The 14,018-nt window shown below is 70.5% G+C and carries 14 protein-coding genes; 7 read left to right on the forward strand and 7 right to left on the reverse strand.

The features are described from left to right. Positions 1-255 (forward strand): DnaJ domain-containing protein (locus ABDZ89_RS09710; RefSeq protein WP_343778632.1); only part of this gene is annotated, 255 nt, incomplete at its 5' end. Positions 256-286: 31 nt separating this feature from the next. Here the strand turns inward: ABDZ89_RS09710 and mobA are convergent. Then, positions 287-967, reverse strand: a complete 681-nt coding sequence (gene mobA / locus ABDZ89_RS09715; protein WP_343778633.1) for a molybdenum cofactor guanylyltransferase — start codon at positions 965-967, stop codon at positions 287-289. Between the two features lie 162 nt (positions 968-1,129). Between mobA and pdxS the strand changes: the two genes are divergently transcribed. Continuing rightward, positions 1,130-2,038 (forward strand): pyridoxal 5'-phosphate synthase lyase subunit PdxS, encoded by a 909-nt coding sequence (gene pdxS, locus ABDZ89_RS09720; protein ID WP_343778635.1) that lies wholly within the window; start codon positions 1,130-1,132, stop codon positions 2,036-2,038. Between the two features lie 360 nt (positions 2,039-2,398). On the opposite strand, the gene ABDZ89_RS09725 is transcribed toward pdxS, so the two are convergent. From ABDZ89_RS09725 to ABDZ89_RS09740, 4 genes are all read right to left on the reverse strand, one after another. Next, positions 2,399-2,872 (reverse strand): hypothetical protein, encoded by a 474-nt coding sequence (locus ABDZ89_RS09725; protein WP_343778637.1) that lies wholly within the window; start codon positions 2,870-2,872, stop codon positions 2,399-2,401. A gap of 329 nt (positions 2,873-3,201) precedes the next feature. Next, positions 3,202-4,380 carry an ABC transporter permease gene (locus ABDZ89_RS09730; RefSeq protein ID WP_343778639.1) on the reverse strand — a complete coding sequence of 393 codons (1,179 nt, stop codon included), beginning with the start codon at positions 4,378-4,380 and terminating at the stop codon, positions 3,202-3,204. Between the two features lie 13 nt (positions 4,381-4,393). Further along, positions 4,394-5,254, reverse strand: a complete 861-nt coding sequence (locus ABDZ89_RS09735; protein WP_343778642.1) for an ABC transporter ATP-binding protein — start codon at positions 5,252-5,254, stop codon at positions 4,394-4,396. Next, on the reverse strand, positions 5,251-6,675 hold the full coding sequence (locus ABDZ89_RS09740) for a CARDB domain-containing protein (RefSeq protein WP_343778645.1): 1,425 nt from the start codon (positions 6,673-6,675) through the stop codon (positions 5,251-5,253). The genes ABDZ89_RS09735 and ABDZ89_RS09740 overlap by 4 nt, the downstream gene beginning before the upstream one ends. Before the next feature lie 259 nt (positions 6,676-6,934). On the opposite strand from ABDZ89_RS09740, the gene psmA reads away from it, so the two are divergent. The 3 genes from psmA (at position 6,935) to ABDZ89_RS09755 (ending at position 9,302) form a co-directional block, all read left to right on the forward strand. Further along, positions 6,935-7,702: an archaeal proteasome endopeptidase complex subunit alpha gene (gene psmA, locus ABDZ89_RS09745; protein WP_343778647.1), complete on the forward strand. Its 768-nt coding sequence runs from the start codon at positions 6,935-6,937 to the stop codon at positions 7,700-7,702. Positions 7,703-7,817: 115 nt separating this feature from the next. Beyond that, positions 7,818-8,216 (forward strand): helix-turn-helix domain-containing protein, encoded by a 399-nt coding sequence (locus ABDZ89_RS09750; RefSeq protein WP_343778649.1) that lies wholly within the window; start codon positions 7,818-7,820, stop codon positions 8,214-8,216. Between the two features lie 174 nt (positions 8,217-8,390). Further along, a complete protein-coding gene (locus ABDZ89_RS09755) occupies positions 8,391-9,302 on the forward strand; it encodes an acetamidase/formamidase family protein (RefSeq protein ID WP_343778651.1) in 912 nt (303 codons plus the stop codon). A gap of 83 nt (positions 9,303-9,385) precedes the next feature. On the opposite strand, the gene ABDZ89_RS09760 is transcribed toward ABDZ89_RS09755, so the two are convergent. Further along, a complete protein-coding gene (locus ABDZ89_RS09760) occupies positions 9,386-11,440 on the reverse strand; it encodes a helicase HerA domain-containing protein (RefSeq protein WP_343778653.1) in 2,055 nt (684 codons plus the stop codon). Positions 11,441-11,573: 133 nt separating this feature from the next. Between ABDZ89_RS09760 and ABDZ89_RS09765 the strand changes: the two genes are divergently transcribed. Continuing rightward, positions 11,574-11,945, forward strand: coding sequence for a DUF5518 domain-containing protein (locus ABDZ89_RS09765; protein ID WP_343778654.1), 372 nt, complete (start codon positions 11,574-11,576; stop codon positions 11,943-11,945). A gap of 55 nt (positions 11,946-12,000) precedes the next feature. Further along, positions 12,001-12,351 carry a DUF5518 domain-containing protein gene (locus ABDZ89_RS09770; RefSeq protein ID WP_343778655.1) on the forward strand — a complete coding sequence of 117 codons (351 nt, stop codon included), beginning with the start codon at positions 12,001-12,003 and terminating at the stop codon, positions 12,349-12,351. A gap of 42 nt (positions 12,352-12,393) precedes the next feature. On the opposite strand, the gene ABDZ89_RS09775 is transcribed toward ABDZ89_RS09770, so the two are convergent. Next, positions 12,394-14,010, reverse strand: a complete 1,617-nt coding sequence (locus ABDZ89_RS09775; protein ID WP_343778657.1) for a tryptophan--tRNA ligase — start codon at positions 14,008-14,010, stop codon at positions 12,394-12,396. Between the last annotated feature and the right edge of the window lie 8 nt (positions 14,011-14,018).

Raw genomic sequence — 14,018 nt, forward strand, 5'->3', positions numbered from 1 at the left:
GCGAGCGGTCGGCGACGCGGCGCCCGCGGTCCGGGGGGTGCGGGCGGCCGCGACCCCCGCGACCGGGCGCCCGCGGCCGACGCGATGACCGAGCGGGAGGCGTACGAGACGCTCGGACTCGACCGCACGGCCGACAGCGAGACGGTCCGCCGCCGCTACCGAGAGCGCGCGAAGCGGATTCACCCGGACGGCGAAGACGGCGACGAGGAGGGGTTCAAGCGGCTCAACGAGGCGTACGAGGTTCTGACGGACTGAGACGGAACTCGAACGCGGTCGGGGGCCGCGCTCAGTCCGCGTCGAGCGCGGCGGCGATCGCTCGTTCGGCCGCCGCGAGCTCCGACTGCGTGTTGACGTTCGTGAAGGTGCGCTCGGTCGTCAGCGACCGGACCGCCTCGTCGTCGAGGACGGCCGCGTCCAGCTGGTCGACCATCGCGAGGATCTTCCGGTCGCCGCGGTCGAGCGCGCGCTCGCAGGCCTCCGCTGCCGGCTCCGTCGCGTACACCGCCTGCGTCGTCTGGTACCAACGGCCGTCGAGTCGTGGGACCGCGGCCTCGGCCGTCGCGGCCGCCTCGCGAAGCGCGGCCGCGAAGGAGGGGTCGACGAACGGCATGTCGCAGGCGACGACGGAGGCGTACGGCTCCGTCGCGGCCCGACAGGCGTTCCCGATCCCCGCGAGCGGTCCCAAGTCCGGCTCGTCGTCCGTCGCCCAGCGGACGGGCAGCGGGACGCCGGAGAGCGCCTCGGCGATCGCCTCGCGCTGGTCTGGTCGACAGCTGACGGCCAGTTCGTCGACGACCGGGTTCCCGCCGGCAGCGCGGTCGGCGCCGGGCGGAACGGGATCGTCGGTCCCCGCGAGCCGGTTCGCCACGCGGCGTATCATGGGCACGCCGGCGACCGGCGCGACCGCCTTGTCGGCGTCGCCGAAGCGCGTCGAGCGCCCGCCGGCGAGGATGGCTCCGGTGGTCACGGCAGACGTTCGGACCGGGAGGGACTTCGCGGTTGCGGTGTCGCCGACCGGGGCGGGCCGGCCCGCGAGTCGGCGGTTCAGCTCGGACGCGTGAACCGCCCGCTCGCCGGGCTATCCCGCCGAAAGCGACCCGTTAAGTGGCCGGCGACCTAACCCATTACTATGCCAGAGGCAACGGATCTGGAGGAGCTGAAGCGAGGGACTGAGCTGGTCAAGCGCGGCTTCGCACAGATGCAGAAAGGCGGCGTCATCATGGACGTCGTCAACCGCGAACAGGCACGCATCGCCGAGGACGCGGGAGCGGTCGCGGTGATGGTGTTGGAACACGTGCCGGCGGACATCCGGAAGCGCGGCGGCGTCGCGCGGATGCCCGACCCGGAACGGGTCCCCGAGATCATCGACGAGGTGTCGATCCCGGTGATGGGCAAGTCCCGGATCGGCCACCGCAAGGAGGCGGAGATCCTGGAGGCGCTCGGCGTCGACATGATCGACGAGTCCGAGGTGCTCACACCCGCCGACGACGAGTACCACACGGACAAGCGCGACTTCACCTCGCCGTTCGTCTGCGGCGCCCGAAACCTCCCCGAGGCGCTCCGCCGCATCCACGAGGGCGCGGCGATGATCCGGACGAAAGGCGAGGCCGGCACGGGGGACGTGAACCAGGCCGTCAAACACCAGCGCACGATCAAAAACCAGATCCGTACCCTCACCGGTCTCAACTACGAGGAGCGCGAGAAGTGGGCCCGCGAACACGGCGCCCCCCGCGACCTCGCCCACGAGACCGCCGAAGCGGGGCGGCTCCCGGTCGTCAACTTCGCGGCCGGCGGCATCGCGACGCCCGCCGACGCCGCGCTGATGATGTACCACGGCTGTGACGGCATCTTCGTCGGCTCGGGCATCTTCGGCGCAGAGGACCCCGCGGCGATGGGCAACGCGGTCGTCGAGGCCGTCAACAACTGGGACGACCCCGAGGAGCTCGCCCGCATCGCCAGCGGCACGGGCAAGGGGATGAAAGGGCAGTCCAACGAGGACATGAAGGAAGAAGAGCAGCTTCAGGGCCGCGGCGTTTAGACGGACGTTCCGACTACATAGCGGTTTTTCTCAGTTGAACTGTGGTGGCGCGTGCCTGCGAGCGGACGCCACCGGCGGCCGCGAGGAGCACGCGCGAGGGAGTCGCGAACGCCCGGAGGGCGTGAGCGACGAGGCTGGGGAGGCGTGAGGTGGGGTTGCGGGGCGGCACTCAAAGGGGCAGTCGCGAGACCGCAGTAGGCGACGCAAGCAGCGCAGCGAGCGCAGCGAGCGAGGAGCGCAACGAGCGAGGAGCGCAACGAGCGAGGAGCGCAACGAGCGTACTGCGGTCTCGCGACTGGGGCTTTGGAGGCGTTCCCGCCGATCTGCGGTCGACTGATCGTAAGCACTCGATCGCGATTATTAGGACTCGTTCGTATGCGTCGACACTCGATTAAGAGCCACCCCTGCCGCGTACCCGGCGAGCCCGGCGACGACAGCGAACTGTAGCCCGAGTCTGACACCGATTTCGATCCCGCCGAGCAGCTCCCCACGCGCTGATTGGTACCCATATCCCATCATTCGCGGATACGAGTACCGGCCCGCGCCCGTCCAGTTACCCGTGAGATAGCCGGCGAGCGGCGGGAACGCGAACCACCAGCAACCGACGAGCCACAGCGAGCCGACGGTCGGGACGAGGCCCGCACCCGCGAACCCCGCCGCGACGGCGATCCCGAGCGCCAGCGCGATCCACCACAGGGAGAGTCCGACGTTCAGTCCGACGGCGAACCCGACGGAGGCGAGCAGGAGGAGGCCCACCACCGCCAGCACGAGTAACCCCCTCGCTGGGGAGGCGCCGACGACGTGCGGCGAGGAGCGCACATTTTCGAGGACCATGCCCGGCAGGTGCGTCGTCACGCTCAAAAGCCGTTTTGGGGATTCAGGAGCCGCTCGGCTACACTCACCTGACCGAAGATCGACGGTGAATACCGCCAAAGCCCCGCCCAGCGACCACACCTCACGCCTCCCCAGCCTCGGCGGACGGCCCGGCCCGGGCGGAGCCGCGCCGGACCGCCGCCGCCACCGGAAATCGAGGATTTCCGAGCCCCCGTTCGCTCCGCTCACGGGGACCTCGCGGTCGGCTCGCGCCCGCCGGGCGCTCGCCGGCGCGCCGTTCGGTGTTTAGATAGTACGAGGTGCTTCGGATTGTCGGCCACCTCGGGGAATCAGCTCCGCAGCGCCTCGACCGGGCGCTCGTTGGCCGCCTTCCACGCCGGGTAGGCGCCGCTGACGATCCCCACGCCGACGCCGAAGACGAGCGCCAAGAGGAGGTAGTAGCCGTTCGTCGGGTCGAGCGCGAGCGCGGCGTCGACCTCCTCGGCGCCGACCACGAGCCCGGCGACCAGCAGGACGGTGAGCAGGGTGCCCGCGGCGGCGCCGACGGCGCCGATGAGCCCGGCCTCCGCGAGCAGGACGCGCAACACGTCGCGGCGGGTGACGCCGACGGCGCGCATCACGCCGATTTCCTGTCTGCGCTCGACGGTGCTCATCAGCATGACGTTGAGGATCGAGACGCCGGCGACGACGAGGGAGATGGCGCCGAGGCCGAGCAGGAACGTCGAGAGCAGTCCGAAGAACTCGTTGATCTCGTCGACCAAGGCGGCCAGCTCGAACAGGTCGACCCGGTCTTCTCGCGCGTTCACCTCCTCGCGGATCGCGTCGGCGGCGATACGCGCCTCCTCGCCCGAGTCGGAGATGACGAGGACCTGCGCGTACCCGTCGGCCGAGAACGCCGACTCCGGGAGGAAGACGGCGTCGTCGGGCGCCACCGGGCTGAACGTCTGGCTCTCGACTAACACGGCGACCACCCGCACCTGCGCCCCCGCGATCCGGACGGTGTCGCCCGCGCCGGCGTCGAGGTCCTCGGCGATGCCCGCGCCGAGGATGGCCCCCTGTCTGTGGCGCTCGGGGAGCCGCCCCTCGGCGGCCTCGTACGCCAGCGCCGGCTCCTCGATCCCGTACACCGTCGCGAACGTCTGGTCGCCCTGCCGCGCGACCGTGGCGCTGTCGGAGTACAGCGGGACGACCGCGGGCTCGCCGACCGCGCGCCGGATCGCCGCCACGTCCGCGTTCGACAGCGACTCCACGCCGGCGTCGGCGTTCGGCGAGACGACGACCTGCGTGCCGATGTCGCCGATGGCGTCGTCGGCGCCGAGCGCCAGCACGTTCCCGAAGATGCCGAGCGCCGCGACCGCGAGCACGCCGATACAGACGCCGAGAACGGCTAACACCGTCCGCACGCGGTTCCGCCGCAGGTTCCGCGACGCCATCGACACCGCGGGGCGCCAGCCCCGCAGCCAGCCGGCGAGACCGTCGCGCCGCGGCGTCGACCGCTCCCGACTCATCCGTCACCCCCCGTCATCTCTCACCGTCCACGTCCGTGGGCGCCGGCCGCTGGCCGCCGCGGCGGGTCCGGCCACCGCGCCGAGTCTCGTCGCCGGGGACGCGGTCCGGACCGAGGCCGTCGCCCCCCTCGTCCGTCGGGATCCCGCCGGTCAACACGCCGTCGGTGAGGTCGACGACGCGGTCGGCGTACTCCTCGACCAGCGGGTCGTGCGTGACCGCGATGACGGCGACGCCCTCCGACTTCACGCGCTCGAACTCCGCGAGGATCGACTCGCCCGTCTCCGTGTCGAGGTTCCCGGTCGGCTCGTCCGCGAGCAGCACGCCCGGCTCGTTGATCAGCGCGCGAGCGATGGCGACGCGCTGCTTCTGGCCGCCGGAGAGCTCGCTCGGCTCGTGGTCGAGCCGGTCGCCGAGCCCGAACCGCGCGAGCAGGTCGGCGGCCCGGTCGGTCGCGTCGCCGGGATCGAACGCGGTCGGCATCGCGACGTTCTCGACGGCCGTCAGCGTCGGCAGCAGGTGGAAGTCCTGAAAGACGAACCCGATCGACTCCTTGCGCGCTCGCGTCCGCTCGGCCACCGAGAGGTTCGTCACGTCGGTCCCGTCGAGCAGGCGCCGGCCCGCGGTGGGGTCGTCGAGCAGCCCGAGAACGTTGAGCAGCGTCGACTTCCCGGAGCCGCTGGGTCCCACCACGGCGACGAACTCCCCGGGCCGGACCGCGAAGTCGACGTGGTCGAGCGCGACGACCGGCTCGGCGCCGCCGCTCGGGTAGCGCTTGACGACGTCCCGGAGCTCGACGGCGTACTCGCCGCCGGCTTCGGCGTCGACCGCGCGGTCGGCTGCGGCTTTCGCGTCCGAGACGGCGTCCCCGGTCACGGCGCCGACCCGTCGCGTCGCCGTCCGGTCGACCCGCCGATACGCCCGGTCCTGACCGCGACGCCGACCGCCCCGGCGAGGCCCACGAGCGCGAGCCCGCTGGCCGCCGCGCCCGCGGCGCCCACGCCGCCGACGCCGATCCGGCCGAGCGTGCCGCCGGCGTCGCTCTCGTCGTCCGACTCCGGCGCCGCCACCGCCAGCGTCTCGGTGTACCGCACGCCGCGCTCGGTGTAGGTGACCCGGATCGGAATCTCATCGGCCACCGAGGCGTTCACCGTCGTTTCGAGTTCGAAGCCGACGAAGTCGCTGGCGCCGAGCGTCCCGACGAAGTACTCGCTCCCCGTCGGCGTCGGCTCGACGCCGGGCGCGTCGCCGACGGAGACGACCGCGCCCGTCATCTCGCCCTCGCCGGCGTTCCCGAGGTTGGCGTCGACGACGACCGCCCCGTCGCCGGTCTCGCGGACCGTCGCGTCCGTCACGGTCGGCGTCGACTCGCGGACCGGGTACGTCACCGTCGACTCCGCGGTGCGGTCGGCCCCGCGGTCGTTCCGCACGTCCGTGTCGGCCCGGAACGCGGCCGTGACCGTCACCGCCGAGCGCCGGTCGAGCGGGCCCAGATCGACGATGACGCGCCGCTCCTCCCCGGGCGCCACGTCCTCGACGACGAACGGCCCGACTGAGACGGTCCGTTCCGCGTCGTCTCCGTCCGCTGCGCCGTCGACCGCGGTTCCGACGGCGCGGAGGCTCACGCGGTCGGCCGTCGTCGTCCCGGTGTTGACGACGGTCACCTCGACGGGCGAGTCGGTTGCGAGGGGCGCCGCCCCGTCTTGGTCGCCGTCGCCCGTGTCGAGTCCGCCGCCACCGCCGAAGATGCCCTGAATACCGCCGATGCCGAGGTCACCGGCGGGGTTCTCGTTCCCGTCGTCGGTCCGGAGGTCCTCGGGGTCGAGCGCACGGGTCCGGAGGTCGAGCGCGACCTCGGTCGGGCGCACCTCGATGACGGTGTCGCGGCTGACGGTCACGAACTCGCCGCTGGTCGACTGGTTCGCGACGGCCTGGACGGTGAGCCGCTTTTCGCCCGGCTCCTCGAAGGTCGTCCAGAGCGTCGCGTCCAGCGAGTCGCCGGCCGAGAGCGCGCCGACGCCCGAGACGCTGTCGAGCACGTCGCCGTCGGCGTTACGGACGCGGACCTCGGTGACGTTCGCCGCCGCGGCGCTGCCGCCGGAGTTCGTGACGGTGACGTTCACCGCCGTCCGCTCGCCGACGGTGGGTTCGCCCGAGGCCACGTCGACCGTCTCGACGGTGATCCGCGCGTCCGGCACCGCCGCCGCGCCGCCGGCCGCGAACGCCCCGCCAACGGTCGCCAACACAGCCAGCACGGCCAGCGAGAGGGCCGTAATTCGTGTGTGCGTCAATGTCATATTCACTAGGCGACCTGCGTGGTTATATCCGTCGGCGGGGGAAGCGAATCGGCCAGCGGCGGGAGCCAGACGGGGGAATCAGCGTCGCGGGCGGGAGAGAGAGTCGGCGCGAGGAGTCGGCGACGGAGACGCGACCGTCGGATCCGGGGCGTCGGTTGCGGTGGGGTCAGGGATGTACCGGTTACGGATGCTTTTTCAACGGCGCGGCGTAAGGAAGGGTAATGAGCGAACGTGACACCGCGCGAGCGGGTGATCGGCGATGATGGGCGGCAACGATCAGCAGGCGTACGACCGCGGTACGTCGCTGTTCTCGCCGGACGGGCGAATCTATCAGGTCGAGTACGCACGCGAGGCGGTCTCGCGCGGCGCGCCGAGCGTCGGCGTTCGGACGACCGACGGCGTCGTCTTCGTCGCGATGTCCCGTCCCTCCTCGTCGCTGATGGAGGCCGAGAGCATCGAGAAGCTCCACAAGCTCGACGACCACGTCGGGACCGCGAGCGCGGGCCACGTCGCCGACGCCCGCCAGCTCATCGACCTCGCGCGCCGCCAGTCGCAGGGGAACCGCCTCCGCTACGGCGAGCCGGTCGGCGTCGAGACGCTGACGAAGTTCATCACCGACCACATCCAGGAGAACACCCAGCGCGGCGGAACGCGACCGTACGGCGCCGCGCTCCTCATCGGCGGCATCGACGACGGCGAGCCGCGCCTGTTCGCCGCCGACCCCTCGGGGACCCCCAACGAGTGGAAGGCGACCGTCATCGGCGGCGGCCGTCAGGAGATCCAGGGCCATCTCGAAGAGGAGTGGACCGACGACCTCTCGTTGGCGGACGGCATCGAACTCGCCGTCGCCGCGCTCGCCGAACACGACGACGAGTTCGAGCCCTCGGACCTCGCGGTCGCGACCGTCACCGAGGACGACGGCTTCCGAACGGTCCCTGTCGACGAGGTCACGACGGCGTTCGAGGCCGCCGGCGTCGGCGACGACGACGAGGACGACGCGGACGCCGAGTCCGACGACGAGGAGTAAAAAGCGATCGGCGGCCGTCCGTGGGCTCCGTCAGGTCCGCGGCCGAAACGGTCGCCTGTGATTGTGCGGTACACACAATGCTTTTGACGGGCGAAACCCTCTAACGACGCGTTAAATGCCCGATTCGATGTCCGAACAGCTCCAACGGGACATGGAGTGTGAGGGGTTACTGGAGTGTTTCCACGGTCTCAAGCAGTTGGACAAGGACTGTTACCAGACGCTGGTGTCGGTCGAGGAGCCGCTCACGATCGACGAGATCGCCGAGCGCGTCGACCGCGAACGCTCGACCGCCTACCGCGCGGTTCAGCGACTGTTGAGCGCCGGGTTCATCCAGAAAGAACAGATCAACTACGACCAGGGGGGCTACTACCACGTGTACAGGCCGACCGACCCGTCGCAGATCGCCGACGACATGCAGCGGATGCTCAACGACTGGTACGCGAAGATGGGCCAGCTCATCGGCGAGTTCGAGGAGAAGTACGACCGCACCGAGCGCGCCGCCGTCGAGAACTGAGTCGGGAACCGGGCACGCACCGCTCTCCGTGTCCCTCCGAGGAGAGAGTCGTCCGCGATCGGCTCGCGCGTTGTTCGAGTTTCTCAAACGTTCGAGGGCCCCGAACGGGCTATCGGGCTCGGCCGGACAGGTCACGGCGGGGACTTTTGTCGCCCGGGGACCGAACGCGAACCGATGCCACGAGAAGTCGTCACACACCGCGACGGCCACGTGTACGAGTTCGCTCCCGAGATGGACCCGGTCTACGAGGCCGCGGACGGCGAATCGCTGACGATCGAGACGATCGACAGCCTGAACGGTGAGATTCAGGAGGAAGGCGACCTGCTCGACGCGATCCCGGAGGAGGTCAACGCCGCGACCGGTCCGATTGCGGTGGGCGGCGCGAGCCCGGGCGACGTCCTCGCGGTCGAAATCGAAGCCGTTCGCGTCACCGAGGAGCACGGCCGCGTCGTCACCACTCCCGGGTTCGGACTCCTCCGAGACGACCCCGAGATCGACCACCCCGCGACGCGGATCACCGAGGTCGACGCCGAGGGTGAGACCGTCGACTTCGACGGACTCGACGTGCCCGTCGAGCCCGTGATCGGGACGATCGGCGTCGCGACCGCCGCGGGGACTATCTCGACGCTCTCGCCGGCCGAGCACGGCGGCAACCTCGACACGACCGACGTGACCGCCGGCACGACCCTCTACTTCCCGGTGTTTCAGGAGGGCGCGATGCTGGCGATGGGCGACTCGAAGGCCGCGATGGCCGACGGGGAGATGTGCGGGACCGGTGCCGAGATCGGCACCGAGATAGACGTGACGCTCTCCGTGATCGAGGACCCGGAGGTCGCGCTCGAACGCCCCCTGCTCGACACCGGCGACGCGGTGAAGACGCTCGCGAGCGCCGAGACGCTCGACGACGCCGTCGAACAGGCGAACAGCGACATGGTGACGCTGTTAGCGCACCACCACGGCGTCACGCGCACCGAGGCGTACCTCCTGTCGAGTCTCGTCGGCGGGCTGGAGATCAGTCAGGTGGTCGATCCGCAGGTGACGGCGCGGAACGCGGTGCCGAGCGATTACGTCTCTGTGCCGTTCTGACACGCCGTGTCGGTGAGAACCGTCCGAGCTCGGTCGGTCGGGCGCCCATGGCGCTGCGACCGGCTACCCCGCCGCTATCGCCGCTAGCGGTCGGACCGCTCGGCGAACCGGCGAGCGGCGTCGCTCAGACCGTCGTCGGTCCGGGCTTCGGTCTCGTCGGACCCGTCGTCGCCCGAGTCGACCGCGCCCTCGTCGAGGACCGCGTCGCCGTCGGCGATCGCGTCGTCCCCTTCGGCCCTCGGTCGGCCGTCGTCGCGCGAGCCGAACGGGGCTGCGGCCTCGCTCGTCGGTTCGGTCACCGCTGACGGGTCGGCGTCCGGCGGATAGCTCAGCTCTGCGGGCGGGACGAAGACGGTCTCGACGGCCCGGACGATCTCGTCGATCTGGGCGTCGTCGAGCCGGTCGGCGTACGCCTCGCGGACCAGGTCCGGGACCGCGTAGGCGTAGTGCCCGCGACCGGCGTGGCGGATGAGCCCCGAGCGCCGGATCGGTCGGTGGCGGCTGTACGCGTGCCCGGAGTCGCCGTCGCCGCCCGCGTCGATGTGGGCGGCGACGGGGTCGCTCGCGCCCTCGCGACGGTAGTGGCGGAGCATCCCGCGCGAGAGTTCCGGGAGCGCCTCGATCCGGGAGCGCAGCTCCTCGATGACGGCCTCACGGGTTCCGAGTTCGATCGCGTCGTCGAACCGGAGGGCGCTCTCCGCCACGTCGTCGCGGGTCACCGGATCGACGTCGTCGACCGGCGGGGCGTCGTCCGGCGCGTCGCCCACTTCGGGGTCCGCTCCCGCTTCCGGAGGCACGTCTCCCTCGTTCGCGCCGGGGTCGAGGTCGGCTCGAGCGCCTCCGGTGTCCTCGGCGGTCTCGCTCGCCGTCGCGGCTTCATCGGTCGGGGCGGTCCCCGTCTCGGCGTCGCCCGCCGTCGCGGCCTCGTCGTCCGCCGACGCGGTTCCGTCGTCCCCCTCGGTCGCGGCGACCGCCTCGTCGTACGACTTGAGCACCGACTGGTCCGCGCCCTCGTCGCCGCCGTCGGCGGGAGGAGTCCGCTCAGCGCCCATGGCGGGTCGGCCACCGCCGCTCCGGTACGGAGCCTCGGCCTTCCCGAGGAGCGCCTGCGCGAACTGGTCGGCCATGTTGCTCAGGTCCCGGGCCTCCTCCAGTTCGTGTTCGAGCTCCTGGATGCGCTGGTCCTTCTTGTCGAGCTCCTGTCTGAGGTCGGCGAGTTCGGACTCGCGGCGCTCCTGCTCGTCGGAGATGGACTGGAGTTCGCCGACGAGGTCGCTCGAGACGGACTTGAGCTCCGGGCGTTCGAAGTCCTCGAGGCCGGGGGTCGCGCCCGCGTCGAACGTCTCCTTGCGGTGGAACTGGATCCGGCGGATCGTCTCGTCCCAGTCGGACATCAGGAACGCCTCGCCGTCGCCTAAGTCCTCGACCGCGCTGGCGTACTTCGACCCGAGGATCCGTCCCACCACCTTCGTGTCGTTGTCCCAGGTGAGGCGGTGCCAGCAGAGCCAGTCGCACTGGGTGATGAAGTCCTTTTTGACGTCGGCCGGGCGCTGGCTGATGCCGACGATGCCGAGGCCGTGTTTCCGGCCGCGCTTGCCGACCTTGATCAGCATCTTCCCCGTCTCGTCCATCCCGCCGCCCTCGGGGATGTACTCGTGGCACTCCTCGACGACGAGCAGGAACGGCTTCTTCAGCCGTTTCTCCTTCGCGAACAGCTGTTTGACGACCTCTAAGAGGAGTTCGTTGGCCGTCTCCTCTTCGAGGTAGCCGGAGACGTCTAAGATGATCGGGACGTTCTGCTCTAAGGCCAGGTTCGCCAGCTTCTCGGCGTGTTCCGGCGAGACGACGATGTCGCACTCGTCGTCGGCGCCGGCGTGGAGGATCTCGTACTCCTCTTTCAGCCCGTAGTACTCCCCGTCCGTGTCGACGATCATCACGGGGAACCCGTTGTCGAGGAGGTTCTCGATGACGACGCTCGCGGTGTTGCTCTTTCCGGAGCCGCTCTTGCCGGTGATAAACGACCGGCCGGTGAGCACGTCGACCACCGGGAGCTCGACCGGCGTGCCCGGTTCCGCCGTCGCGTCGCCGCCGATCCCCTCGCTGACGTCCGCGACGTGGATGGCCTCCTCCTCGCTCATACCCGTGACAGGTACCGCCCGCCTCATAAACCATCGGCTCGAACCGCACGGCGGCCGACCGCGGCCGGACGCGGACGGAGGCGGCGCGTCCTCGTCCACAAGAGGTTTACCGCCGCTGAGACTGCGGGCGGGTATGGACACGGACAACACCCTCCTCAACGCGGTCGTCGGCGCGGTCGCGACCGCGGTGCTCTCGTTCACCGGAATCTCTCCGCTCCTCGGCGGCGCGCTCGCCGGCTACCTACAGGGCAGCGACACCGGGGACGGGCTTCGAGTCGGCGCGATCTCCGGCGCGATCGCGTCGATCCCGGTCGTCGGCCTCCTGCTGCTCGTGCTGTTTTTCCTGCCGTTCCTCGGCCTCTTCGGGTTCCCGCTGGAAGCCGGCATTGCGGCCGGCAGCGTCGTCGTGTTCGGGGCGGTCATCGTGATCGGCGGCGTCGCGTACACCGTCGGGTTGAGCGCGCTCGGCGGGCTGATCGGAGCGTACGCGAACGGAGAGCTGTGAGCCGCGGCGGCGCCTCGCCCAAAGAGGTATCCGGGTGCCGAGAGATCGCTGACGCATGGACACCGAAAACACCTACGTCAACGCGATCCTCGGCGCGATCGCGACGCTCCTGCTCTCGTTTACCGGCATCTCTCCCATCCTCGGCGGCGCCCTAGCGGGGTACCTCGAAGGCGGCGAAACGCGAGACGGGCTCACGGTCGGCGCGATCTCGGGCGCCATCGCGTCGCTGCCGGCGTTCGGCATCCTCCTTCTGGTCCTGTTCCTCGTCCCGGTCGCCCCGGAGCCCGGCGTCGTGATCGGCGGCGGGCTGATCGCCCTCCTGATCATCGCGCTCGTGTTCGCCTACACGATGGCGCTCAGCGCGATCGGGGGCGTCATCGGGGCGTACGCGAAGCGGGAGCTGTAGGGCGCGAACGGGCCGCCGGGGCCCCCCGCGGAGGCCGGGCATTCAGTGTTCGCCGCCGGTGCCGCGCCGGTCGGAGTCCAGATCGATGTCGAGGTCGTCGAGCAGCTCCTCGGCCTCCTCGCGTTTCTCTTGGTGGTCTTCGAGGAACTCGCGCATGAGTTCGGCCGCCTGCTCCTTACAGCCGCCACAGAGGCGCTCTCCGTTGACGCACTCGGAGTAGACGGTCTTCGTGAGTTCATCGTCGTCGCCCGCGAGCAGGTAGGCGTACAGCTCGTACACCGGGCACTCGTCGGCCTCGCCGCCGAGTTCCCGCTGCTCCTCGGCGGTGTCGCGGCCGCCGGTCGTCGCCGACTTCACCTTGTCGTAGCCGTCCTCCGGGTCGTCCAGCAGCGAGATGTGGCTCGCCGGGATAGAGGAGGACATCTTCCCGCCGGTGAGCCCGGTCATGAAGCGGTGGTAGATCGAGGAGGGCTGCCGGAAGCCGAACCCGTCGTGGTCGATCTCGACCTCCCGCGCGACCGACTCGGCGTCGTCGCGCGTGAGGTCGAAGGCGTCGACGTGACCGTCGAAGACGCGCTTCTCGCCGTCGACGGCCTCGATGAGCGCCTCGAACGCCTCGTCGGTCGCGTTCCTGTCGAAGAAGCGCACGCGGGGGCGGAGCGGTTCCTTCCCGCCGGCGCGGAGCTTCTCCAGCGCGGTCGCCTTCGCCGCGTCGAGGTCGACGCTCTCGCGGTCGCTCTCCGGCGGTTCGTAGTCGTCGAGCCAGTCGGCGGCGTCCTCACAGCGCACGTCGGTCTCGTCGTCGCTGTCGGTCCCGCCCTCCGCGGCGTCCGCCGCGAGCGCGTCGTAGGCGGCCCGCACCAGCCGGCGCTCGTCGTCGTCGAGCTCGAAGGAGGCGAACGCCTCGGTCACCTTGAAGTAGCGCACTCGGGTAGCCAGGTCTCGAGTCAGTCGGACGTGCGGGTCCTGGTCGGGGCCGACCGGAATGACCGTGGGCTTGGGCTCGTCGACGAGCTGGGGATAGAGGATGTCCGCGGTCTGGGTGACGACGCTTTGCATGTGCGAGATGTTCGTTTCGCCGTCGAAGCCGTAGATCGCCTCGAACTCGGAGAAATTCGCCTTCGAACCGAGCTCGAACCCGAGGTCCTGAACCGCGCGGTTGTCGGACTGGCGGTACAGCTCGCCGTCCTCGGCGTCGAAGCCGAGCGCGAGCAGCGAGAGGAGGTAGTTGCGGGCGTGCTCGTCGATTTCGTCCCACGACATCCCGCGCGCCGAGTGGGCCTCGAGATCGGCGATCAGTCCGAAGGCGTCGCCGCCCATCTGTTGGTGCCAGATGATCTCGTCGAACACGAGCTTGTGGCCGATGTGCGGGTCGCCGGTCGGCATGAACCCGGACAGCGCCGCGAACGGCTCGTCGTTCGCCATCGCCTCGGCGACCGCGTCGTACTCGCGGTGGCCGAAGATGACGCCGCGGCGCATCAGGTAGTGCGGGTCCGGCACGTCGTCGTCGACCTCGTCGAACGCCTCGATGCCGAACTCCGCGAAGAGGTCCGCGTAGTCGCCCACCGACGCCGACCCCCACGGGTCGAGCGCGACGTCCTCGGTCGGCTCGTCCGCGCGCTCGGTCCCGCCGTCGGTCCGGGGGGTGCCCTCGTCCATACCCTCTC

Origin of the sequence: Halorubrum ejinorense, assembly GCF_039522565.1 — an archaeon.
In the GTDB taxonomy this organism is placed as follows: domain Archaea; phylum Halobacteriota; class Halobacteria; order Halobacteriales; family Haloferacaceae; genus Halorubrum; species Halorubrum ejinorense.